The following is a 20,254-nucleotide window of genomic DNA, read 5'->3' as shown; positions in this document are numbered from 1 at the left end:
GGCCGAGGTAGCCACGGTGGCGCATCAGTTAAAACTTCTCAAAGATGATTTTTTTGCCAGCGACCAGCAGGCAGTCGCTGTGGCTGACCGTTATCCGCAAGATGTCTTTGCCGAACATACACATGATTTTTGTGAGCTGGTAATTGTCTGGCGCGGTAATGGTCTGCATGTACTCAACGATCGCCCTTATCGCATTACCCGTGGCGATCTCTTTTACATTCATGCTGACGATAAACACTCCTACGCTTCCGTTAACGATCTGGTTTTGCAGAATGTTATTTATTGCCCGGAGCGGCTGAAGCTGAATCTTGACTGGCAGGGGGCGATTCCGGGATTTAGCGCCAGCGCAGGGCAACCACACTGGCGCTTAGGTAGCGTGGGGATGGCGCAGGCACGGCAGGTTATCGGTCAACTTGAGCATGAAAGTAGTCAGCATGTGCCGTTTGCTAACGAAATGGCAGAGTTGCTGTTCGGGCAGTTGGTGATGTTGCTGAATCGCCATCGTTACACCAGCGATTCGTTGCCGCCAACATCCAGCGAAACATTGCTGGATAAGCTGATTACCCGGCTGGCGGCCAGCCTGAAAAGTCCCTTTGCGCTGGATAAATTTTGTGATGAGGCATCGTGCAGTGAGCGCGTTTTGCGTCAGCAATTTCGCCAGCAGACTGGAATGACCATCAATCAATATCTGCGGCAGGTCAGAGTGTGTCATGCGCAATATCTTCTCCAGCATAGCCGCCTGTTAATCAGTGATATTTCAACCGAATGTGGCTTTGAAGATAGTAACTATTTTTCGGTGGTGTTTACCCGGGAAACCGGGATGACGCCCAGCCAGTGGCGTCATCTCAATTCGCAGAAAGATTAATTCGCCATGCCCATGCCGACGATGTTGGCGGCGACAATAATCACCACACAACCGAGGCTCAACACCGTTACCGGACGGCGACCTGCATTGTTCCACTCTTTCAGCACCAGCCCGACGATACCGCCGCACAATACATAGAAGCTCATATGCAGCATCCAGCTGATGTAGTCATACTGCGCCGGAATGCGGGCGTGGCCCCAGGCATAGAAAAAGAATTGCAGATACCACATCAACCCGCCCAGTGCTGAGAGTAACACATTGTGAATGATCAGCGGTTTTGCCAGCGAGAAGTCGGCTTTTAGCGACAAATCCTTCACTTTTGCCAGACGAATGAAGCAGAAACTGAGGTTGATGATCGCGCCGCCTCCCATGATGACAACATAGCTTGGCAGAGCGACATACAGTGGATCGACGCCCAGTGCGGCAGCGGCTTCATGCATCGGTTTTGCGGCGTTCATCGCAAAGGACATCCCGGCAGAGAAAATGCCGCACATCACCGCCAGCACCAGCCCTTTTTTCAGGTTGAACTCTTCGGCTTTAATGCCCATCTTGCGCTCTTTCAACTGCCCGGCGCGAGTTACAATCCCTACGCCAATCAGCGCCACCAGAACGCCGAGCAACGTCATGCGTCCGCCTTCGGTATTAATCAGAACGTCGAAATTGCCGTTGATAATTGGCGTCATCAGCGTACCGACAATCAACGTAATGCCAATGGCGATGCCAATTCCCATCGACATGCCGAGATAACGCATGGTCAGGCCGTAGTTGATATTACCGATCCCCCACATAGCGCCGAACAGAAAAACAGGCAGCAGCGTAGAGAGACTAAACGAGCTGTAATACGCCCAGAAATTCGGTAGTAACAGGGCGCTGATGGCCCACGGCAGAATAATCCACGAAACAATCCCACCGACTGACCACATGGTTTCCCATGACCATTTCTTTACTTTTTTGAACGGCGCGTAAAAACAGGCTGCACTGGCCGCGCCGATCAAATGCCAAAATATCCCCATCGTAATCGCGTTACTCATCTTCTTATCCTCATCATTTTTCGTCGCGTCACATCTCCGACGAGATGAGTGTAAAAATCGTGCTGTCGATTAACCTTTCGCCTGTTGCCGCCGTTGTCGATTTACTGGCAATCACGGCATTAAGTGGGTGATTTGCTTCACATCTCGGGCATTTTCCTGCAAAACCATACCCTTACGAAAAGTACGGCATTGATAATCATTTTCAACATCATTTAATTAACTATAATGAACCAACTGCTTACGCGGCATTAACAATCGGCCGCCCGACAATACTGGAGATGAATATGAGCTATACCCTGCCATCCCTGCCGTATGCTTACGATGCCCTGGAACCGCACTTCGATAAGCAGACCATGGAAATCCACCACACCAAACACCATCAGACCTACGTCAACAACGCCAACGCGGCGCTGGAAAGCCTGCCAGAATTTGCCAACCTGCCGGTTGAAGAGCTGATCACCAAACTGGACCAGCTGCCAGCAGACAAGAAAACCGTACTGCGCAACAACGCTGGCGGTCACGCTAACCACAGCCTGTTCTGGAAAGGTCTGAAAAAAGGCACCACCTTACAGGGTGACCTGAAAGCGGCTATCGAACGTGACTTCGGCTCCGTTGATAACTTCAAAGCAGAATTTGAGAAAGCGGCAGCTTCCCGCTTTGGCTCCGGCTGGGCATGGCTGGTACTGAAAGGCGATAAACTGGCGGTGGTTTCTACTGCTAACCAGGACTCCCCGCTGATGGGTGAAGCCATTTCTGGCGCTTCCGGCTTCCCGATTCTGGGCCTAGATGTGTGGGAACACGCTTACTACCTGAAATTCCAGAACCGCCGCCCGGACTACATCAAAGAGTTCTGGAACGTGGTGAACTGGGACGAAGCAGCGGCACGTTTCGCGGCGAAAAAATAATCATTTGCCGCCTGCTGCAATGAGGCGTTTACGCCGCATATCAGCTTAAAAAATGAACCATCGCCAACGGCGGTGGTTTTTTTGTGATCAATTTCAAAATAAAAACAATGATCCGATAAAAATAAAACAGTGTTTCAATTGATGTGGTTTTGATCACTTTTATTGATTAAATGAATGTCTATCTTCGTTTTCATCAACACTGATGCTCCATTGAGGAATTACGCATCAGCCCTTAAAAATATGCCGACAGGTGATGGAAATGCAGATAAAACGCTCGATTGAGAAAATCCCGGGGGGGATGATGCTTGTCCCGCTATTCCTTGGCGCACTGTGCCACACCTTCTCGCCGGGGGCGGGGAAATATTTTGGATCATTCACCAACGGGATGATTACCGGTACGGTGCCCATTCTGGCGGTGTGGTTTTTTTGCATGGGGGCGTCAATAAAATTAAGCGCGACGGGAACGGTATTGCGTAAATCCGGTACGCTGGTGGTAACAAAAATTGCCGTCGCGTGGGTGGTTGCGGCAATTGCCTCGCGCATTATTCCGGAACATGGTGTTGAAGTTGGATTCTTTGCCGGACTTTCAACGCTGGCGCTGGTGGCGGCGATGGATATGACCAACGGCGGGCTTTACGCTTCCATCATGCAGCAGTACGGTACGAAAGAAGAAGCTGGGGCATTTGTGTTGATGTCATTGGAGTCCGGGCCGCTCATGACGATGATTATTCTGGGCACTGCCGGGATTGCCTCGTTTGAACCGCATGTTTTCGTCGGCGCAGTATTACCGTTCCTGGTGGGCTTTGCCCTTGGGAACCTTGACCCTGAATTACGAGAATTTTTCAGCAAAGCGGTGCAGACGCTGATTCCATTCTTTGCCTTCGCGCTGGGCAATACCATTGATTTGACTGTAATTGCCCAGACAGGTTTGCTGGGGATCCTGTTGGGTGTGGCAGTAATTATCGTGACCGGTATTCCGTTGATTATCGCCGATAAATTGATTGGCGGTGGCGATGGCACTGCCGGAATTGCCGCTTCCAGTTCCGCAGGGGCCGCGGTAGCGACACCTGTGCTGATTGCAGAAATGGTGCCTGCGTTTAAACCGATGGCTCCGGCAGCAACTTCGCTGGTCGCGACGGCGGTCATTGTGACTTCGATTCTGGTGCCAATTCTTACCTCTATCTGGTCACGTAAAGTCAAAGCCAGAGTGGCGAAAATCGAAATTTTAGGCACGGTAAAATAAACCTGCCTCCTTAATCCCCACAGCCGGATGAACTAACGTTCGTCCGGTTTGCTATTGAGCTCCTGCCTGGATACATACCGCGAAAACAGCACGCCTGACATAAAATAAATATGGTCTAATGGGGAAATTTCTCGTGGAGAGGGAACAGATGCGATATCCGGTTGATGTATACACGGGCAAGATTCAGGCTTATCCCGAAGGCAAACCCAGCGCAATTGCCAAAATCCAGGTTGATGGCGAATTGATGCTTACAGAGCTGGGGCTGGAAGGTGACGAGCAGGCAGAGAAAGTCGTTCACGGTGGGCCAGACAGAGCGCTGTGTCATTATCCTCGTGAGCATTATCTCTACTGGGCGCGGGAATTTCCGGAACAGGCGGAGCTGTTTGTTGCGCCTGCGTTTGGCGAAAATCTCTCAACCGACGGTCTGACGGAAAGTAATGTTTATATTGGCGATATTTTCCGCTGGGGAGAGGCATTAATTCAGGTCAGCCAGCCACGCTCCCCTTGCTATAAACTCAATTACCATTTTGATATCAGCGATATAGCGCAGTTGATGCAAAACACGGGTAAAGTGGGGTGGTTGTATAGCGTGATTGCGCCAGGGTTGGTATCTGCTGATGCGCCGCTGGAGTTGGTTTCCCGTGTCAGTGATGTGACCGTGCAGGAGGCTGCCGCCATCGCATGGCATATGCCGTTTGATGATGAGCAGTATCACCGTTTGCTTTCCGCAGCCGGACTATCGAAAAGCTGGACGCGAACGATGCAGAAGCGCCGACTTAGCGGCAAGATTGAAGATTTTTCCCGCCGGTTGTGGGGAAAATAACCCCCGGAGAGTAGGCCTGATAAGACGCGTCCAGCGTCGCATCAGGCATTCTGCTCAAACGCCGGATGCGGCGTAAACGCCTTATCCGGCCTACAAATGCGGAGTTTAACTCCGCTTATACAGCGGCAGCCAAATCACCAGCCGTAAACCGCCCAGCGGGCTGTCTTCTGCCTTCACCCAACCACGGTGCTGCTGGATAGCTGTTTCGACAATCGCCAGCCCTAAGCCCGTACCGCCAGATTCACGATCGCGCGCTTCATCGGTGCGATAGAACGGACGGAAAATCTGCTCGCGATCTTCCGGGCTAACGCCAGGACCATCATCATCCACCGTAATGGTGATACCGTCTTTGTCTACCGCGAAGCCTACTTCGATCTTCGTATGGGAATAACGCAGAGCATTACGAACAATGTTTTCCAGCGCGCTTTCCAGGGCGTTTGGGTTGCCGTACAGCGGCCACGGCCCCGGCGGGAAGTTAACTGTAAACGACTTGCCCATCTGTTCCGCTTCGAACGCCGCGTTATCCAGCACTTCACTCCACAACTGGTTGGCTTTGATGGTCTCACTCACCAGCGCGTTTTTCTGCTGATTACGTGACATCACCAACAGATCGTTGATCATGCTGTCCAGACGTTGCGCTTCGGTTTCAATACGCTCCAGTTCCTTGCTTTCACCACTACGACGGCGCAATAACGCCGTACCCAGTTGCAGACGCGTCAGCGGGGTGCGCAGCTCGTGAGAGATATCAGAAAGCAGACGCTGCTGAGAGGTCATCATGCGCTCCAGCGCGGTCACCATCTGGTTAAAACTGGCACCAGCGGCAAGGAATTCCTGTGGCCCCGCTTCAAGTTCCGGGTGCTGGCGTAAGTTTCCCTGGGCAACTTCATCGGCCGCGTTTTTCAGCTTACGCGCCGGTTTTGCCAGACTCCAGGCCAACCACAACAGCAACGGTGTACTGACCAACATAGTCACAATCAGCAGTAATAGCGGGCGGTCAAACAGTAAGTTAATGAAATCGGATTGAGAACTGCTGGCCGGACGAATCAGATACAGTTGGTAATTATCTTCGCCATCACGCACGGAGAACGGACCGACCAGTTCCACGCGGCCATACTTTTTCTTCTGCGGATGATCGGCGTTATCGGCCTGACCAATAAAGTTACGAATGATCTGCATTTCGCTGCGTTCAGCGCCGATCACGCGGCCCTCGGTGGTCACCAATAACAAACGCTGTCCTGGCGGTGCCCACTTATCAATCGCCCGGAACAGACGCCGCCACCACATTAAATCGTTGGGCGGATCGTTCGCCAGTTCCGCTTCGACATGCTGCTCAATCATCAGCCCCTGACGCTGTTCGCTATCCAGAAGCTCGGTCATCTGGCGTGAATCGAGCTTGGGTAACATCAAAACCAACATCAACACCAGCGCCAGCGTCAGCCAGAAGATGGCGAAGATGCGCGCGGTTAAGCTGCCTATCATGAAGCAGAAACCATCAGATAGCCGCGACCACGCAAGGTTTTAAACCACGGGTGACCATCTTTACGATCCGGTAGTTTACGACGCAGGTTGGAAATGTGCATATCGATAGCGCGGTCGAAAGGCGTCAGGCGTTTGCCCAGCACTTCCTGGCTTAAATGCTCACGGGAAACCACCTGACCCAGATGCTGTGCCAGCAAATAGAGCAGGGTAAACTCAGTGCCGGTTAACTCCAGCGTTTGCCCGTCGAAGCTGGCTTCCTGACGGCCTGGATTCAGCACTAAGGCATCAACTTCCAGTGTCGGTGAACCGTTGTCGTTGTTTTGCTGTTGCTCGCTCCAGTGCGAACGGCGCAGGATCGCGCGAATACGTGCCACCAGCTCACGATCATTAAACGGTTTCGGGAGATAGTCATCTGCGCCCAGCTCAAGGCCGAGAACGCGATCAAGTTCACTGCCACGCGCCGTCAACATAATGACAGGCGTCTGGTGTGTCTGGCGAAGTGCTTTTAATGTGTCGATACCATTTTTCTTCGGCATCATGACATCAAGCAAAAGTAAATCAATGCTGTCGTCCAGAAGATCAAGCGCCTGCTCCCCATCGTGGGCAACAATCACGTTGAAGCCTTCCATCTCGAGCAGCTCCTTTAACAGGGAAGTCAGCTCTCGGTCATCATCAACTAACAGGATTTTATTCATTGTTTAAATACCTCCGAGGCAGAAATTACGTCATCAGACGTCGCTAATCCATGACTTTACGTTGTTTTACACCCCCTGACGCATGTTTGCAGCCTGAATCGTAAACTCTCTATCGTTGAATCGCGACAGAAAGATTTTGGGAGCAAATGATGCGCATAGTTACCGCTGCCGTCATGGCCTCAACGCTGGCAGTCAGTTCATTAAGCCACGCTGCTGAAGTCGGTTCAGGCGATAACTGGCATCCGGGTGAAGAACTTACGCAGCGCAGTACGCAGAGCCATATGTTCGACGGCATAAGTTTAACCGAACATCAGCGTCAGCAGATGCGAGATCTTATGCAACAGGCCCGGCACGAACAGCCTCCTGTTAATGTTAGCGAACTGGAGACAATGCATCGCCTTGTCACCGCAGAAAATTTTGATGAAAACGCTGTGCGCGCACAGGCAGAAAAAATGGCGAATGAGCAAATTGCTCGTCAGGTTGAGATGGCAAAAGTCCGCAACCAAATGTATCGCCTGTTAACGCCGGAGCAGCAAGCGGTTTTAAACGAGAAACATCAACAACGAATGGAGCAGTTGCGCGACGTGACGCAATGGCAAAAAAGTTCATCGTTGAAGCTATTGAGTAGTAGCAACTCACGTTCCCAGTAGTAAACCCTGTTTTCCTTGCCATAGACACCATCCCTGTCTTCCCCCACATGATGTGGGGGTTTTTTTTATCCTCAATTTGCCTACTGCTTAATGCATTGCAGATGATTTGCTTCCGTTATACTACCGTCAGTTGATAGCGGGAGTATTTATGAATCAATCTTATGGACGGCTGGTCAGTCGGGCGGCGATTGCTGCAACGGCGATGGCTTCGCTGCTATTGCTGATTAAAATTTTTGCATGGTGGTATACCGGGTCGGTGAGTATTCTCGCCGCGCTGGTGGATTCGCTGGTGGATATCGGCGCGTCGTTGACGAATTTACTGGTGGTGCGATATTCCCTGCAACCTGCCGACGATAATCACTCGTTTGGTCACGGTAAAGCTGAGTCCCTCGCGGCGCTGGCGCAAAGTATGTTTATCTCCGGTTCGGCACTATTCCTGTTTTTGACGGGTATTCAACATCTGGTATCTCCAACACCGATGACAGATCCAGGCGTCGGGGTTATCGTGACAATTGTGGCGCTAATTTGTACGATTATCCTTGTCTCGTTTCAGCGGTGGGTGGTGCGCCGGACGCAAAGCCAGGCGGTGCGGGCAGATATGCTACATTACCAGTCTGATGTTATGATGAACGGCGCAATTCTGCTGGCGCTGGGGTTGTCCTGGTACGGCTGGCATCGCGCCGATGCTTTGTTTGCATTGGGAATCGGCATCTATATTTTATATAGCGCGTTACGCATGGGATATGAGGCGGTACAGTCATTACTGGATCGCGCTTTGCCCGATGACGAACGACAAGAAATTATTGATATCGTGACTTCCTGGCCGGGTGTTAGCGGCGCTCACGATCTTCGCACGCGGCAGTCAGGGCCGACCCGCTTTATTCAGATTCATTTGGAAATGGAAGACTCTCTGCCTTTGGTTCAGGCACATATGGTGGCGGATCAGGTAGAGCAGGCTATTTTACGGCGTTTTCCGGGATCGGATGTGATTATCCATCAGGATCCCTGTTCCGTCGTACCCAGGGAGGGTAAACGGTCTATGCTTTCATAATCAGTATAAAAGAGAGCCAGACCCGCATTTTGTGTATAAAATACCGCCATTTGGCCTGACCTGAATCAATTCAGCAGGAAGTGATTGTTATACTATTTGCACATTCGTTGGATCACTTCGATGTGCAAGAAGACTTCCGGCAACAGATTTCATTTTGCATTCCAAAGTTCAGAGGTAGTCATGATTAAGAAAATCGGTGTGTTGACAAGCGGCGGTGATGCGCCAGGCATGAACGCCGCAATTCGCGGGGTTGTTCGTTCTGCGCTGACAGAAGGTCTGGAAGTAATGGGTATTTATGACGGCTATCTGGGTCTGTATGAAGACCGTATGGTACAGCTAGACCGTTACAGCGTGTCTGACATGATCAACCGTGGCGGTACGTTCCTCGGTTCTGCGCGTTTCCCGGAATTCCGCGACGAGAACATCCGCGCCGTGGCTATCGAAAACCTGAAAAAACGTGGTATCGACGCGCTGGTGGTTATCGGCGGTGACGGTTCCTACATGGGTGCAATGCGTCTGACCGAAATGGGTTTCCCGTGCATCGGCCTGCCGGGTACCATCGACAACGACATCAAAGGCACTGACTACACTATCGGTTTCTTCACTGCGCTGAGCACCGTTGTAGAAGCGATCGACCGTCTGCGTGACACCTCTTCTTCTCACCAGCGTATTTCCGTGGTGGAAGTGATGGGTCGTTATTGTGGCGATCTGACCCTGGCTGCGGCCATTGCCGGTGGCTGTGAATTCGTTGTAGTTCCGGAAGTTGAATTCAGCCGTGATGACCTGGTAAATGAAATCAAAGCGGGTATCGCGAAAGGTAAGAAACACGCCATTGTGGCGATTACCGAACACATGTGTGATGTTGACGAACTGGCGCATTTCATCGAGAAAGAAACTGGTCGTGAAACCCGTGCAACTGTGCTGGGCCACATCCAGCGCGGTGGTTCTCCGGTGCCTTACGACCGTATTCTGGCTTCCCGTATGGGCGCTTACGCTATCGATCTGCTGCTGGCAGGTTACGGCGGTCGTTGTGTAGGTATCCAGAACGAACAGCTGGTTCACCACGACATCATCGACGCTATCGAAAACATGAAGCGTCCGTTCAAAGGCGACTGGCTGGACTGCGCGAAAAAACTGTATTAATGATTTCGGAAAAAGGCAGATTCCTTTAGCCTGAAACCGATGACAGAAGCAAAAATGCCTGATGCGCTTCGCTTATCAGGCCTACATGAATTCTGCAATTTATTGAATTTGCAAACTTTTGTAGGCCGTATAAGGCGTTCGCGCCGCATATGGCATGGACAAAGCGCACTTTTTCAGCAATATGAGGCGGATTTCTTCCGCCTTTTTAATCCCCCAACATATACCCGCAAGTTATAGCCAATCTTTTTTTATTCTTTAATGTTTGGTTAACCTTCTGGCACGCTTTGCTCATCACAACACAACATAAGAGAGTCGGGCGATGAACAAGTGGGGCGTAGGGTTAACATTTTTGCTGGCGGCAACCAGCGTTATGGCAAAGGATATTCAGCTTCTTAACGTTTCATATGATCCAACGCGCGAATTGTACGAACAGTACAACAAGGCATTCAGCGCCCACTGGAAACAGCAAACTGGCGATAACGTGGTGATTCGTCAGTCACACGGTGGTTCAGGCAAACAAGCGACGTCGGTAATCAATGGTATTGAAGCTGATGTTGTCACTCTGGCTCTGGCCTATGACGTGGACGCAATTGCGGAACGCGGGCGGATTGATAAAGAGTGGATCAAACGTCTGCCGGATAACTCCGCACCGTACACTTCCACCATTGTTTTCCTGGTACGTAAGGGCAATCCGAAGCAGATCCATGACTGGAACGATCTGATTAAACCGGGTGTTTCGGTGATCACGCCTAATCCGAAAAGCTCTGGTGGCGCGCGCTGGAACTACCTGGCTGCCTGGGGCTACGCGCTGCACCACAACAACAACGATCAGGCAAAAGCGCAGGATTTTGTTCGGGCACTGTATAAAAACGTCGAAGTTCTGGATTCTGGCGCGCGCGGCTCCACTAACACTTTTGTCGAGCGCGGAATTGGCGATGTACTGATTGCCTGGGAAAACGAAGCTCTGCTGGCAGCGAATGAACTGGGGAAAGATAAATTCGAAATCGTCACGCCGAGTGAGTCTATCCTCGCAGAGCCAACCGTGTCGGTGGTCGATAAAGTGGTTGAGAAAAAAGGTACTAAAGAGGTGGCGGAAGCCTACCTGAAATATCTCTACTCGCCAGAAGGTCAGGAAATTGCCGCGAAAAACTACTACCGTCCGCGCGACGCTGAGGTAGCGAAAAAGTACGAAAATGCGTTTCCAAAATTGAAGTTATTCACCATTGATGAAGAGTTCGGCGGCTGGACGAAAGCGCAAAAAGAGCATTTTGCTAACGGCGGTACGTTCGATCAGATCAGCAAACGCTGATTTCCCCAGGATAATTATCAACCCCGGTGGTTTCTCGCGACCGGGTTTTTTATTTGTCACGATTTTGCGTTACCCTTGCATCTCTTTGAGGTACAGGGAAAAAAAGATGAAAAAAGCGGGTCTTCTTTTTTTGGTGATGATAGTTATCGCCGTTGTGGCTGCCGGTATTGGTTACTGGAAATTAACCGGTGAAGAGTCGGATACATTACGTAAGATTGTCCTTGAGGAATGTTTGCCCAATCAGCAGCAAAATCAAAATCCTTCGCCATGTGCGGAAGTCAAACCTAATGCCGGATACGTGGTTTTAAAAGATCTTAATGGCCCACTGCAATATCTGTTGATGCCAACGTATCGTATTAACGGTACTGAAAGTCCTTTGTTGACCGATCCTTCAACGCCGAACTTCTTTTGGTTGGCCTGGCAGGCGCGTGATTTTATGAGCAAAAAATACGGCCAGCCGGTTCCCGATCGCGCAGTTTCTTTGGCGATCAACTCTCGCACCGGGCGTACGCAAAACCATTTTCATATTCATATCTCTTGTATTCGTCCTGATGTGCGCGAACAGCTGGATAACAATCTGGCGAACATCAGCAGCCGCTGGTTGCCACTGCCAGGTGGTTTGCACGGGCATGAATACCTGGCGCGTCGGGTAACGGAAAGCGAACTGGTACAACGCAGTCCATTTATGATGCTGGCGGAAGAAGTACCAGAGGCGCGGGAACATATGGGAAGCTATGGACTGGCAATGGTACGGCAGAGTGATAACTCATTTGTATTGCTGGCGACACAACGAAATCTACTGACACTGAATCGTGCTTCAGCCGAGGAGATTCAGGATCATCAATGTGAGATTTTGCGTTGAGGCGAGTTAAGTGCCGGATGTGAAATCCGGCACCTGTCAGACTTAAGCCTGTTTAGCCGCTTCTGCAGCTTTAACGATCACTGCGAAAGCGTCAGCTTTCAGAGAAGCACCGCCAACCAGCGCGCCGTCGATGTCTGGCTGAGCAAACAGTTCTGCAGCGTTAGACGCGTTTACAGAGCCGCCGTACTGGATGATCACTTGTTCAGCGATGTTAGCGTCAACTTTAGCGATGTGGTCACGGATGAATTTGTGAACAGCCTGTGCCTGCGCCGGAGTTGCCGATTTGCCAGTACCGATTGCCCATACTGGTTCGTAAGCGATTACCGCACCTTCGAATGCTGCAGCACCCTGAGTTTTCAGTACCGCGTCGATCTGACGTGCACAAACTTCTTCAGTTTTGCCCGCTTCGTTTTCAGCTTCGGTTTCACCGATGCACAGAACCGGAGTCAGACCCTGCTCTTTCAGCACCGCGAATTTTTTCGCGATCAGTTCGTCAGACTCTTTGTGGTAAGTACGACGTTCAGAGTGACCGATGATGATGTACTGTGCGCCGATGTCTTTCAGCATAGCAGCAGAGGTTTCACCGGTGAATGCGCCGGACAGGTTCAGGTCCACGTTTTGCGCACCCAGCATGATGTGGCTGCCTTCAGCTTCGCGCTTCGCCATATCGATGTACATTTCCGGTGGTGCGATTGCAACCGCACAGCCAGCAACACCTGCCAGCTCTTTACGCAGGTTAGAAACCAGCTCGTGAACCATGTGGCGGCTGCCGTTCAGTTTCCAGTTACCCATCACTAAAGGATGTCGCATTTTAATTCTCCACGCTTATAAGCGAATAAAGGAAGATGGCCGCCCCGCAGGGCAGCAGGTCTGTGAAACAGTATAGAGATTCATCGGCACAAAGGCTTTGCTTTTTGTCATTTATTCAAACCTTCAAGCGATTCAGATAGCGCCAGCTTAATCGGTTCAACAGCGAAGGTCAGCCCCTTTTCGCCGTTATCCGCGACAACATAGCGTAGTGCACCTTCAGTCTCGGTGTAATAACGTTTGTTTTTCCCCGCCGTTAGCAGTGACTGCAACTTTTTCTGGCTTTGTGTTTTAGTCATTAATGGGGTGAGTGTGCGGATCACCGCCGCCATGTATTCCTGTGCTTTCGCTTTCGCGGCTTTTTGCTCTGGCCCCTGGATGGGTAGCCAGGTCATTTGAATGCTTTTGATTTTTAAGGTACCGCGCTCCAGCGCTGTAGAAGCATACAAGTTCTCATTAATTTTACTGGCAGCACGAGTGAGATTGGCTTTGTCGGGACTGCTGTCGATGGCACGAAATTCGTTCAGTGGCAGGCTGGGATTCTGGCTGTTAAAGTCTTCTCGAAACTGGCTGATGGAGAGATCGAAAGTAGGGGCTCCAGCCAGCAGATAAGGCGCGGTCGTTGCCGTATCTGGTGTTTGTGCATGCGCCGCTGTTGTAACGGTTAATGCAGAACATAAGAGAAAAAACAGCGTACACCCTGGCTTCATTGACAGTACCTTTTGTTATGACTGGCTCCGATTAAAACGATATCTGTCGCCCTTGTCAAAAGGGTAGAATCCTGGAAAAGACAACCATCAAGGAACTTACATGACCATACAGCAATGGTTATTTTCATTTAAAGGGCGTATTGGACGCCGTGATTTCTGGATTTGGATAGGCCTGTGGTTCGCAGGCATGCTGGTGCTTTTCTCACTGGCGGGTAAAAATTTACTCGATATTCAGACCGCGGCGTTTTGCCTTGTGTGCTTGCTTTGGCCAACAGCGGCAGTAACCGTTAAGCGCTTGCATGATCGCGGGCGTTCCGGCGCATGGGCATTTCTGATGATTGTGGCGTGGATGCTGCTGGCGGGTAACTGGGCGATTTTACCTGGTGTCTGGCAATGGGCGGTGGGGCGTTTTGTCCCGACGTTGATTCTGGTGATGATGCTTATCGATCTTGGTGCGTTTGTTGGCACACAAGGCGAAAATAAATATGGTAAAGATACTCAGGATGTGAAGTATAAAGCCGACAATAAATCAAGTAATTAACCTTTATTATATCTCTTACTGCTATTTTTTTCCGGGTTTGTTATTTCCACGTTGAAAATGACAATGCCCGGAAAATCCTTCTGATCTCTTCACCTTAAGCAATATCAAAAAAAATGGTAATCCATAAGATCATTACTTGTTTGTTCTTCCCTTAACGGCGCATTATTCTTAAGTCGTAATCGACAGAGAGGCGAATATACAGAGGTGCCCTATGAAAGATGTCGTAGATAAATGCAGTACTAAAGGATGTGCGATTGATATCGGTACGGTGATTGATAACGACAACTGTACCAGTAAGTTTTCGCGCTTTTTTGCCACCCGCGAAGAAGCAGAGTCCTTTATGACTAAACTGAAAGAGCTTGCCGCCGCTGCATCCTCTGCGGATGAAGGGGCCAGCGTGGCCTATAAGATTAAGGATCTGGAGGGGCAAGTTGAGCTTGATGCGGCCTTCACCTTCTCATGCCAGGCCGAGATGATTATTTTTGAGTTATCACTGCGTTCGTTAGCTTGATGGAGTTGCTTTAGAAGGAGTTAAACATGGCTTATAAACACATTGGCGTGGCAATTTCCGGGAATGAAGAAGATGCCTTACTGGTGAATAAAGCCCTGGAGCTCGCCAGACATAATGACGCTCACCTGACGTTAATTCATATTGATGATGGCTTAAGCGAGTTGTATCCGGGTATCTACTTCCCTGCAACAGAGGATATTCTTCAATTGTTGAAGAATAAGTCGGATAACAAGCTGTATAAACTGACGAAAAATATTCAATGGCCGAAGACAAAACTGCGTATTGAACGTGGGGAAATGCCGGAAACACTGCTGGATATTATGCAACAAGAGCAGTGCGACCTCCTTGTCTGTGGTCATCACCACTCATTTATCAACCGTTTGATGCCGGCATACCGCGGGATGATCAATAAGTTGAAAGCGGATCTGCTCATCGTGCCGTTTATCGATAAGTAACCGCTTACCAGTAATGCTCCGCTGTCATATGGCCCGGTCGACGACGTAAATGTTTCGTCATCTGCCGGGTTTCTTTTAGCAACTGTTGCGTATCGCGAACCATCTGTGGATTGCCGCACAGCATCACATGGCTGGTTTCTTTATCCATCGGCAAGCCCACCGCACTTTCCAGTTCACCACTTTCAATTAACGCCGGTATTCGCCCGGTGAGCGAACCCGCCGCCGTTTCCCGACTGACCACCGTCTGAATGCGCAGTTTCCCTTCGTAGCGTTTTTCCAGTTCTTGCATCAGTGGCAGATAACTTAAGTCGGCGGCATAACGTGCGGCGTGAACCAGAACCAGATTTTTGAAGCGATCTAAATCTTTGCCCAGTTGCAGAATTGATAAATAAGGGCCAATCGCTGTACCGGTTGCCAGCATCCATAGCGTTTCGCAATCTGGTACTTCATCCAGCACAAAGAAGCCAGCTGCTTCGCTAACCACCTGTACTTCATCGCCCGGTTTCAGTGCCGCTAATCGTGGGCTTAATTTTCCATCGGGGACGGTCACCAGGTAAAACTCCAGATCGGGATTATCAGGAGAGTTAACGTAGGAATAGGCACGCTGGACGCGTTCGCCGTCAATTTCAAGGCCTAGTTTGGTGAATTGCCCGGCAGTAAATGGAAGCACGGGAGCGTGAACGGTGAGACTAAACAGGGCGTCGGTCCAGTTCTGCACTTTAGTGACTTTGCCTGTTACCCAATCAGCCATGTTTTTCTCCTGTTTTGATTGACTTGCCTTATCTTCGTTCTCCGAACAAAAAAATTCCAGTCCCGAAGGACTGGAAGGCTCAATCGATCAAATCAATCAGAGGATGTGCACCTGCATTTCTGGGTCTTTGCGATCCAGATAGTGGATAGACTGAATGCGGCGAATGGTGCGTGACTTGCCGCGGATCAGCAGCGTTTCGGTAGTCGCGATATTGCCTTTGCGGCTAATACCTTCCAGCAGATCGCCTTTGGTAATACCGGTGGCAGAGAAGATAACGTTATCGCTGCGTGCCATATCGCCCAGACGCAATACTTTACCGGCTTCGATGCCCATCGCTTTGCAGCGTGCCAGCTCCTGCTCGCCAATGCGACGATTCTCTTCGTTGTCGCCTTTGACGTCATGACGCGCCAGCAGACGACCGTTCATGTCACCATCTAATGCGCGGATCACCGCTGCAGAAACCACGCCTTCCGGCGCGCCACCAATACCGTACAGCACGTCAACTTCGCTGTCTGGCATACAGGTGAGAATTGAGGCCGCAACGTCGCCGTCTGGAATAGCAAATACGCGTACGCCGAGTTGCTGCATTTCTGCGATAACAGCATCGTGGCGTGGTTTCGCCAGAATCGTTACCGTCAGTTCGCTCAACGGTTTGCCGAGCGCCGCCGCAACATTGCGCAGGTTATCTGCCAGTGGCAGATTCAGGTCAATGGTGCCTTTGGCTCCCGGTCCGACGATCAGCTTCTCCATATACATATCCGGCGCGTTGAGGAAGCAGCCTTTATCGCCTACTGCCAGCACCGCCAGCGCGTTAGCCTGGCCCATCGCCGTCATGCGCGTGCCTTCAATCGGATCAACAGCAATATCTACCGCATCACCGCGACCGGTACCGACTTTTTCACCAATGTAGAGCATCGGTGCTTCGTCGATTTCACCTTCACCAATGACGATGGTGCCGTCAATGTTGACCTGGTTGAGCATAATACGCATGGCGTTAACCGCCGCGCCGTCCGCGGTGTTTTTATCGCCGCGTCCTAACCATTTGTAGCCAGCCAGCGCCGCAGATTCGGTGACGCGGGAAAATTCGATGGCAAGTTCTCGTCTCATAGCAAACTCTAAGCAGTAAGGAATGGCGCGAAGTGTAGCACAGGGGAAGGGCAGGATTATTGATGTGTGCGGGGGTTGCCCCCGCACGATTTCAGAGTCTACGACATGCCGGATGCGGCGTGAACGCCTTATCCGGCCTACACAAAATGGCATCGGCTCGTAGGCCTGATAAGACGCGTAAGCGTCGCATCAGGCGATCAGTATCAGGCAATTGGTTCAGATGCCTGATACTACTCGTCGTGTTCTTCCCACGCCATCGCGCGTTTAACCGCTTTTTTCCAGCCAGCGTAACGGTAATTACGCTCGGTGGTTTCGATGCCAGGACGGAACTCGCGCTCAATCACCGCTTTCTCTTGCAGCTCGTCGAGGTTCTGCCAGAAGCCTACCGCCAGACCAGCAAGATAGGCCGCACCCAATGCGGTGACTTCGCGAACTTCCGGGCGTTCAACGCGCGTGCCGAGAATATCGGATTGGAACTGCATCAGGAAATTGTTTGCCACTGCGCCGCCGTCCACGCGCAGGGCGTGCAGACGAATACCAGAATCGGCCTGCATAGCTTCCAGCACGTCACGCGTCTGATAAGCAATAGACTCCAGCGTCGCGCGTATAATGTGGTTAGCGTTCACTCCACGAGTCAGACCGAAAATCGCCCCGCGCGCATACGGATCCCAGTATGGCGCACCCAGCCCGGTAAAGGCCGGAACCACATACACACCGTTGGTGTTTTGCACTTTGGTGGCGAAATATTCGGAATCGTAGGCGTCATTAATCAGCTTCATCTCATCGCGCAGCCACTGAATGGATGCGCCTGCCATAAACACCGCACCTTCCAGCGCATAGTTTACTTCGCCAGTTGGGCCACAGGCGATGGTGGTCAGCAGACCGTTTTCTGATTTCACCGCTTTCTCGCCGGTGTTCATCAGCATAAAGCAGCCAGTGCCATAGGTATTCTTCGCCATCCCTTCTTTCACGCACAACTGACCAAACAGCGCCGCCTGCTGGTCACCGGCGATCCCGGAGATTGGAATACGCGTGCCGCCTTTGCCGCCAATGTTAGTCTGACCGTACACTTCGGAAGAACGACGCACTTCTGGCAGCATCTCGCGCGGAATATCCAGCACTTCCAGCATTTTGTCGTCCCAGTCCAGGGTATGGATGTTGAACAACATGGTACGAGAGGCGTTGGTGTAATCGGTCACATGGACACGGCCCTGAGTCATTTTCCAGATAAGCCACGTATCAACCGTACCAAACAGCAATTCACCACGACGTGCACGCTCGCGAGAGCCTTCCACATGGTCGAGGATCCACTTCACTTTGGTGCCAGAGAAGTACGGGTCAATCACCAGACCGGTATTGCTGCGGATATAATCTTCTAAACCGTCACGTTTTAAATGCTCGCAGATTTCTGCGGTACGACGGCACTGCCAGACAATGGCGTTATAGATAGGCTTGCCGGTTTCTTTTTCCCAGACAATAGTGGTTTCACGCTGATTCGTAATACCGATAGCTGCAATTTGATCGGAACTGATATCGGCTTTCGCCAGCACTTCTACCAGCGTGGAGCTTTGGGTGGCCCAGATTTCCATTGGGTCGTGTTCTACCCAGCCTGGTTTTGGGTAGATTTGCTCAAATTCGCGCTGTGACACGCTAATGATATTGGCATCGTGATCCATTACGACCGCGCGGGAGCTGGTGGTGCCCTGGTCGAGCGCAACGATATATTTTTTTTCAGTCATGTTTAATTGTCCCGTAGTCATATTACAGCGAAGCTTTTTGTTCTGGAGGAGTTGTGGTCTCCTTTTCTTCCACAACACAGATATCGCAAGGCAAATGGCGACCAATCAGTTTGCGATAGGCAAATGCACCTACAATCGCGCCAACGATAGGGCCAAAAAGCGGCACCAGGAAGTAAGGAATGTCTCTGCCGCCGGTAAAGGCGACATTGCCCCAGCCCGCCAGCCAGGCAAAGACTTTCGGACCGAAGTCACGCGCTGGGTTCATGGCAAAGCCCGTCAATGGGCCCATAGATGCGCCAATGACCGCAATCAGTAGACCAATCAGCAAGGGAGCCAAAGGGCCGCGTGGTACACCGTTGCCATCGTCCGTTAACGCCAGGATCAGCCCCATCAGAATAGCGGTAATCACCATCTCAACTGCGAAAGCCTGCACAAAATTGATATGAGGATTCGGGTAAGTAGAGAAAGTGCCAGCCAGATCAACACTTTCAACGCTGCCGCGAACAATGTGATGAGTCTGTTCGAAGTCGAAAAATAAATTGTAGTAAAGCCCGTAAACTAAAGCCGCAGCGCAGAAAGCGCCGGCAACTTGTGAAACGATAAAAGGAATAACTTTGCGCTTGTCGAAACAGGCAAACAGCCACAATGCAATGGTAACAGCGGGGTTAAGATGCGCGCCGGAAACCCCTGCGGTCAGGTAGATGGCCATTGCCACCCCCAGTCCCCAAATGACACTGATTTCCCACTGACCAAAAGACGCACCAGCGACTTTTAGTGCTGCAACGCAACCCACACCGAAAAAAATCAACAACCCGGTACCGAGGAATTCAGCAATGCACTGGCCTTTCAAGGTTGATGTTTGACTCATAATCGGATCCTGAAGAGTTAATGTTTGTTGTATGCGTGAAAGTCACGGACCTCCACGATGCTTGTAGGCATGCTGTAAACTTATCGTTAACGAGCAAAAACGAGAAATATCGAACTTAAAATGTGTGTGCTTCGTCATAAAATGAGCGTTATCGCGCCATTTATTCCATCTGATTGTACATGATGCATGTTTGTTAGATCATTCGCGCAACAAATTTATTAACATTTTCGATTTGCGTGGATTATGTCTCCAGGAGAAGGATGAAAAGTGTGGCAAACCGTAATCTGCAAGGCGTGCCGCTGGACAGCGATGGCGCGGCTTCATACAATCGGAGCTAACTAAAGTGCGCTCGTATTTATTAAGGCGTCACCGGTAATCGGGACGAGGATTTTTTATCCATCAACGCCTTGCAATTCAGGAGAGGTATGACAATGTCATTAGAAGTGTTTGAGAAACTGGAAGCAAAAGTACAGCAGGCGATTGATACCATCACTCTGTTGCAGATGGAAATCGAAGAGCTGAAAGAAAAAAACAACTCACTGTCGCAGGAAGTTCAAAATGCCCAGCATCAGCGCGAAGAGCTGGAGCGTGAGAACAACCATCTGAAAGAACAGCAGAACGGCTGGCAGGAACGTCTGCAGGCCCTGCTGGGTCGCATGGAAGAGGTTTAATCTCTTCCACGCAGAGGCGCCGCAAGGCGCCTTATTTT

General features: G+C 50.8%; 22 protein-coding genes. 13 read left to right on the top strand and 9 right to left on the bottom strand.

The window, feature by feature from the left end; genetic code table 11:
- Nucleotides 1-16: 16 nt before the first annotated feature.
- The gene (gene rhaR, locus ATB02_RS18710; protein ID WP_206748427.1) at nt 17-865 is read left to right on the top strand and encodes an HTH-type transcriptional activator RhaR; all 849 of its coding nucleotides are present in this window, start codon (nt 17-19) and stop codon (nt 863-865) included.
- Here the strand turns inward: rhaR and rhaT are convergent.
- The gene (gene rhaT, locus ATB02_RS18705; RefSeq protein WP_105272060.1) at nt 862-1,896 is read right to left on the bottom strand and encodes an L-rhamnose/proton symporter RhaT; all 1,035 of its coding nucleotides are present in this window, start codon (nt 1,894-1,896) and stop codon (nt 862-864) included. The two genes, rhaR and rhaT, sit on opposite strands and share 4 nt — an antisense overlap.
- 284 nt (nt 1,897-2,180) lie before the next feature.
- Here rhaT and sodA point away from each other — a divergent pair, with 284 nt between their 5' ends.
- The 3 genes from sodA (at nt 2,181) to yiiM (ending at nt 4,867) form a co-directional block, all read left to right on the top strand.
- Nucleotides 2,181-2,801, top strand: a complete 621-nt coding sequence (gene sodA, locus ATB02_RS18700) for a superoxide dismutase [Mn] (RefSeq protein ID WP_001297064.1) — start codon at nt 2,181-2,183, stop codon at nt 2,799-2,801.
- 259 nt (nt 2,802-3,060) lie between these two features.
- Nucleotides 3,061-4,044, top strand: a complete 984-nt coding sequence (gene kdgT / locus ATB02_RS18690; RefSeq protein ID WP_001166064.1) for a 2-keto-3-deoxygluconate transporter — start codon at nt 3,061-3,063, stop codon at nt 4,042-4,044.
- A gap of 148 nt (nt 4,045-4,192) precedes the next feature.
- Entirely contained in the window at nt 4,193-4,867 is a 675-nt protein-coding gene (gene yiiM, locus ATB02_RS18685) for a 6-hydroxyaminopurine reductase (protein ID WP_105272059.1), read from the top strand.
- 105 nt (nt 4,868-4,972) lie between these two features.
- On the opposite strand, the gene cpxA is transcribed toward yiiM, so the two are convergent.
- Both cpxA and cpxR read right to left on the bottom strand, forming a co-directional pair.
- A complete protein-coding gene (cpxA, locus tag ATB02_RS18680; protein WP_000580416.1) occupies nt 4,973-6,346 on the bottom strand; it encodes an envelope stress sensor histidine kinase CpxA in 1,374 nt (457 codons plus the stop codon).
- Nucleotides 6,343-7,041, bottom strand: coding sequence for an envelope stress response regulator transcription factor CpxR (gene cpxR / locus ATB02_RS18675; RefSeq protein WP_001033722.1), 699 nt, complete (start codon nt 7,039-7,041; stop codon nt 6,343-6,345). The genes cpxA and cpxR overlap by 4 nt, the downstream gene beginning before the upstream one ends.
- A 149-nt stretch (nt 7,042-7,190) precedes the next feature.
- On the opposite strand from cpxR, the gene cpxP reads away from it, so the two are divergent.
- The 5 genes from cpxP to cdh all read left to right on the top strand — a co-directional run bounded on the left by cpxP (nt 7,191) and on the right by cdh (nt 12,056).
- The gene (gene cpxP, locus ATB02_RS18670; RefSeq protein ID WP_001223800.1) at nt 7,191-7,691 is read left to right on the top strand and encodes a cell-envelope stress modulator CpxP; all 501 of its coding nucleotides are present in this window, start codon (nt 7,191-7,193) and stop codon (nt 7,689-7,691) included.
- 148 nt (nt 7,692-7,839) lie between these two features.
- Entirely contained in the window at nt 7,840-8,742 is a 903-nt protein-coding gene (fieF, locus tag ATB02_RS18665; protein ID WP_105272058.1) for a CDF family cation-efflux transporter FieF, read from the top strand.
- 180 nt (nt 8,743-8,922) lie between these two features.
- Entirely contained in the window at nt 8,923-9,885 is a 963-nt protein-coding gene (pfkA, locus tag ATB02_RS18660) for a 6-phosphofructokinase (protein ID WP_032185626.1), read from the top strand.
- A gap of 319 nt (nt 9,886-10,204) precedes the next feature.
- Entirely contained in the window at nt 10,205-11,194 is a 990-nt protein-coding gene (gene sbp, locus ATB02_RS18655; RefSeq protein ID WP_001045689.1) for a sulfate/thiosulfate ABC transporter substrate-binding protein Sbp, read from the top strand.
- Nucleotides 11,195-11,300: 106 nt separating this feature from the next.
- Nucleotides 11,301-12,056, top strand: coding sequence for a CDP-diacylglycerol diphosphatase (gene cdh / locus ATB02_RS18650; RefSeq protein ID WP_001355351.1), 756 nt, complete (start codon nt 11,301-11,303; stop codon nt 12,054-12,056).
- A 42-nt stretch (nt 12,057-12,098) separates the two neighbouring features.
- On the opposite strand, the gene tpiA is transcribed toward cdh, so the two are convergent.
- Nucleotides 12,099-12,866 (bottom strand): triose-phosphate isomerase, encoded by a 768-nt coding sequence (tpiA, locus tag ATB02_RS18645; protein ID WP_001216325.1) that lies wholly within the window; start codon nt 12,864-12,866, stop codon nt 12,099-12,101.
- Nucleotides 12,867-12,973: 107 nt separating this feature from the next.
- A complete protein-coding gene (locus ATB02_RS18640; RefSeq protein ID WP_000802214.1) occupies nt 12,974-13,573 on the bottom strand; it encodes a YiiQ family protein in 600 nt (199 codons plus the stop codon).
- A 100-nt stretch (nt 13,574-13,673) separates the two neighbouring features.
- Between ATB02_RS18640 and ATB02_RS18635 the strand changes: the two genes are divergently transcribed.
- The 3 genes from ATB02_RS18635 (at nt 13,674) to uspD (ending at nt 15,080) form a co-directional block, all read left to right on the top strand.
- Nucleotides 13,674-14,114 (top strand): DUF805 domain-containing protein, encoded by a 441-nt coding sequence (locus ATB02_RS18635; protein WP_000155257.1) that lies wholly within the window; start codon nt 13,674-13,676, stop codon nt 14,112-14,114.
- Nucleotides 14,115-14,325: 211 nt separating this feature from the next.
- A complete protein-coding gene (locus ATB02_RS18630; RefSeq protein WP_000655986.1) occupies nt 14,326-14,625 on the top strand; it encodes a DUF406 domain-containing protein in 300 nt (99 codons plus the stop codon).
- A gap of 26 nt (nt 14,626-14,651) precedes the next feature.
- Complete coding sequence (gene uspD, locus ATB02_RS18625) at nt 14,652-15,080, top strand: universal stress protein UspD (RefSeq protein ID WP_000323553.1); 429 nt, start codon at nt 14,652-14,654, stop codon at nt 15,078-15,080.
- A 4-nt stretch (nt 15,081-15,084) separates the two neighbouring features.
- Here uspD and fpr read toward each other — a convergent pair whose 3' ends face one another.
- The 4 genes from fpr to glpF all read right to left on the bottom strand — a co-directional run bounded on the left by fpr (nt 15,085) and on the right by glpF (nt 19,545).
- Nucleotides 15,085-15,831, bottom strand: a complete 747-nt coding sequence (gene fpr / locus ATB02_RS18620) for a ferredoxin--NADP(+) reductase (RefSeq protein WP_000796321.1) — start codon at nt 15,829-15,831, stop codon at nt 15,085-15,087.
- Between the two features lie 96 nt (nt 15,832-15,927).
- Nucleotides 15,928-16,938: a class II fructose-bisphosphatase gene (glpX, locus tag ATB02_RS18615; protein WP_001250644.1), complete on the bottom strand. Its 1,011-nt coding sequence runs from the start codon at nt 16,936-16,938 to the stop codon at nt 15,928-15,930.
- Nucleotides 16,939-17,168: 230 nt separating this feature from the next.
- The gene (gene glpK, locus ATB02_RS18610) at nt 17,169-18,677 is read right to left on the bottom strand and encodes a glycerol kinase GlpK (RefSeq protein WP_000136788.1); all 1,509 of its coding nucleotides are present in this window, start codon (nt 18,675-18,677) and stop codon (nt 17,169-17,171) included.
- 22 nt (nt 18,678-18,699) lie between these two features.
- Complete coding sequence (gene glpF, locus ATB02_RS18605; RefSeq protein WP_000084267.1) at nt 18,700-19,545, bottom strand: glycerol uptake facilitator protein GlpF; 846 nt, start codon at nt 19,543-19,545, stop codon at nt 18,700-18,702.
- A gap of 425 nt (nt 19,546-19,970) precedes the next feature.
- Between glpF and zapB the strand changes: the two genes are divergently transcribed.
- Complete coding sequence (gene zapB, locus ATB02_RS18600) at nt 19,971-20,216, top strand: septal ring assembly protein ZapB (protein ID WP_001296623.1); 246 nt, start codon at nt 19,971-19,973, stop codon at nt 20,214-20,216.
- Nucleotides 20,217-20,254 lie beyond the last annotated feature (38 nt).

It is taken from the genome of Escherichia sp. MOD1-EC5189, assembly GCF_002966045.1.
In the GTDB taxonomy this organism is placed as follows: domain Bacteria; phylum Pseudomonadota; class Gammaproteobacteria; order Enterobacterales; family Enterobacteriaceae; genus Escherichia; species Escherichia coli_F.
The sequence above is the reverse complement of the archived record's forward strand: the minus strand, read 5'-3'. Positions and strand labels throughout refer to the sequence as shown.

Excerpts from the sequence above, each read along its gene's own strand:
- rhaT (WP_105272060.1), bottom strand. The coding sequence starts at position 1,896 with ATGAGTAACGCGATTACGATGGGGATATTTTGGCATTTGATCGGCGCG.
- sodA (WP_001297064.1), top strand. The coding sequence starts at position 2,181 with ATGAGCTATACCCTGCCATCCCTGCCGTATGCTTACGATGCCCTGGAA.
- kdgT (WP_001166064.1), top strand. The coding sequence starts at position 3,061 with ATGCAGATAAAACGCTCGATTGAGAAAATCCCGGGGGGGATGATGCTT.
- yiiM (WP_105272059.1), top strand. The coding sequence starts at position 4,193 with ATGCGATATCCGGTTGATGTATACACGGGCAAGATTCAGGCTTATCCC.
- cpxA (WP_000580416.1), bottom strand. The coding sequence starts at position 6,346 with ATGATAGGCAGCTTAACCGCGCGCATCTTCGCCATCTTCTGGCTGACG.
- cpxR (WP_001033722.1), bottom strand. The coding sequence starts at position 7,041 with ATGAATAAAATCCTGTTAGTTGATGATGACCGAGAGCTGACTTCCCTG.
- cpxP (WP_001223800.1), top strand. The coding sequence starts at position 7,191 with ATGCGCATAGTTACCGCTGCCGTCATGGCCTCAACGCTGGCAGTCAGT.
- fieF (WP_105272058.1), top strand. The coding sequence starts at position 7,840 with ATGAATCAATCTTATGGACGGCTGGTCAGTCGGGCGGCGATTGCTGCA.
- pfkA (WP_032185626.1), top strand. The coding sequence starts at position 8,923 with ATGATTAAGAAAATCGGTGTGTTGACAAGCGGCGGTGATGCGCCAGGC.
- sbp (WP_001045689.1), top strand. The coding sequence starts at position 10,205 with ATGAACAAGTGGGGCGTAGGGTTAACATTTTTGCTGGCGGCAACCAGC.
- cdh (WP_001355351.1), top strand. The coding sequence starts at position 11,301 with ATGAAAAAAGCGGGTCTTCTTTTTTTGGTGATGATAGTTATCGCCGTT.
- tpiA (WP_001216325.1), bottom strand. The coding sequence starts at position 12,866 with ATGCGACATCCTTTAGTGATGGGTAACTGGAAACTGAACGGCAGCCGC.
- ATB02_RS18640 (WP_000802214.1), bottom strand. The coding sequence starts at position 13,573 with ATGAAGCCAGGGTGTACGCTGTTTTTTCTCTTATGTTCTGCATTAACC.
- ATB02_RS18635 (WP_000155257.1), top strand. The coding sequence starts at position 13,674 with ATGACCATACAGCAATGGTTATTTTCATTTAAAGGGCGTATTGGACGC.
- ATB02_RS18630 (WP_000655986.1), top strand. The coding sequence starts at position 14,326 with ATGAAAGATGTCGTAGATAAATGCAGTACTAAAGGATGTGCGATTGAT.
- uspD (WP_000323553.1), top strand. The coding sequence starts at position 14,652 with ATGGCTTATAAACACATTGGCGTGGCAATTTCCGGGAATGAAGAAGAT.
- fpr (WP_000796321.1), bottom strand. The coding sequence starts at position 15,831 with ATGGCTGATTGGGTAACAGGCAAAGTCACTAAAGTGCAGAACTGGACC.
- glpX (WP_001250644.1), bottom strand. The coding sequence starts at position 16,938 with ATGAGACGAGAACTTGCCATCGAATTTTCCCGCGTCACCGAATCTGCG.
- glpK (WP_000136788.1), bottom strand. The coding sequence starts at position 18,677 with ATGACTGAAAAAAAATATATCGTTGCGCTCGACCAGGGCACCACCAGC.
- glpF (WP_000084267.1), bottom strand. The coding sequence starts at position 19,545 with ATGAGTCAAACATCAACCTTGAAAGGCCAGTGCATTGCTGAATTCCTC.
- zapB (WP_001296623.1), top strand. The coding sequence starts at position 19,971 with ATGACAATGTCATTAGAAGTGTTTGAGAAACTGGAAGCAAAAGTACAG.